Source organism: Mesobacillus sp. (genome assembly GCF_049588175.1).
In the GTDB taxonomy this organism is placed as follows: domain Bacteria; phylum Bacillota; class Bacilli; order Bacillales; family Cytobacillaceae; genus Mesobacillus.
This window is the reverse complement of sequence record NZ_JBAVFI010000078.1, coordinates 1-1,640: the sequence shown is the minus strand read 5'-3', so window position 1 is coordinate 1,640 and position 1,640 is coordinate 1. Positions and strand designations below refer to the sequence as shown.

3 protein-coding genes are annotated in these 1,640 nt (G+C 42.4%); all 3 read left to right on the top strand.

Annotated elements, in window-relative coordinates; all coding sequences use genetic code 11:
• Positions 1-179 precede the first annotated feature (179 nt).
• Positions 180-335 (top strand): cytochrome c oxidase subunit 2A, encoded by a 156-nt coding sequence (locus WB217_RS01765; protein WP_423408898.1) that lies wholly within the window; start codon positions 180-182, stop codon positions 333-335.
• 11 nt (positions 336-346) lie between these two features.
• Positions 347-814: a cytochrome c oxidase subunit II gene (locus tag WB217_RS01760; protein WP_423408899.1), complete on the top strand. Its 468-nt coding sequence runs from the start codon at positions 347-349 to the stop codon at positions 812-814.
• 15 nt (positions 815-829) lie between these two features.
• A partial coding sequence (locus tag WB217_RS01755) for a cbb3-type cytochrome c oxidase subunit I (RefSeq protein ID WP_423990084.1) occupies positions 830-1,640 on the top strand: 811 nt, incomplete at its 3' end.

Here is a 1,640-nt window from a genome sequence, read left to right as displayed (position 1 = left end):
CTTTTTGGCTTTCTTTTCGTCATGGAAAGAAGCACAGGGTACGTCCCCGCGCTTCCTTGTGGCGCGTTGAGCGTTTTTACTTGACTTTTTTTAAAAAATGCTTTCACTGTGATTTGCCTCACTACATTGATAATCATTCGCAATTAAGATGAAGGTAAGAAAACAAAGGGGGGATTTCAGTGAAAGCGAAAGATGAGGTCGTTCAGGGGAAAAAAGGGAAAGTTTCCACTCATGAAACAACGAAGATCGGCACATGGATTTCAGTTGGAATTGTGGGAGCAGTCATTCTTGCTACGTACTTTGTGCTATTCGGATTATATATGGCGAGGGTCTAGGAGGGGGAGAGATGAAGATGCATTTGGACGAAAAAATCTGGTTATTTTTAAGCTTTGGGATGATTATGGTATTTATGATTTTTACCGGATATCAAGCAATCGCTTTGGGAATGGGGCCGCCAAGTAATAAAGAAACAATTGATCCGAAAAAGGTCGATCAAACGGCGCCGTTCGATCAGCCTGGAATAAAGCAAGTTGGCAAAAACGAATATGAAGTTGTCATGACGTTACAAGTATTCAGTTTTACACCGATGGAAATTGAAGTACCTGCTGGTTCGACTGTCCATTTCACACTGACGTCAAAGGACGTTGTCCATGGATTCCAGGTGGCCAATACGAACCTGAATGCAATGGTTATGCCAGGGCATATTCAAAAAATCTCGCAAAAGTTTGATGAGCCTGGTGAATATTTAGTGCTATGCAATGAGTATTGCGGTGCCGGGCATCAAGCGATGAGTACAAAAATTATCGTTAAATAAAAGGGGGGAAGGAAAGTGGAACCTGCATTACAAAAGAAATCATTTAAACAAAAAGGAAACCAAGTATTGGGGATTAGCATAGAAGATGCCAGAATATCGAAATCATATTTATCTGTTGCGTTCATCGCATTGCTTCTAGGCGGTTTTCTTGGACTTTTACAAGGATTGAATCGTGCTGGTGTTTTACAATTGCCGCCATGGCTGAATTATTATCAAGTATTAACAGCTCATGGCATTCTATTAGTCGTTGTATTATCAGCTTTCTTCACAATTGGTTATTTTTATGCCGGACTTTCTCATACATTAGGTGGGCTGCTGCCTAAAGTAAGGAAGATGGCATGGATCGGTTTCTGGATGAAAATGTTCGGATTTGTGCTGGTCGTCATTCCGGTCTTAATGAATGAAGCTTCTGTTATGTATACATTCTATCCGCCGATGGCGGCTCACCCAATGTTTTACTTCGGTTTAGTCTTTATCGTGTTAGGCATCTGGATGCTTTCATTTGGGGCATTTACCCAGGTGGCGGATTGGAGAAAGAAACACAAAGGGGAACATCTTCCGATCCTGGCTTTCTTTGCAACTGGAGTTTTTGTCCTTTTAGTTGGCGCCACAGCCTTTGTTGCGGTCGAAGTTCTCTTCATGATTATTCCCTGGACTCTTGGATGGACGGATGGCATAAACGTGTTGCTTGCTCGTACACTATTCTGGGCATTCGGACATACAGCGGTTAATATCTGGTATCTGACAGCCGTTTCTGCATGGTACGTTGTGGTTCCGAAAATTATCGGCGGGACCCGTTGGAATGACCTATTAACCCGAATGGTAA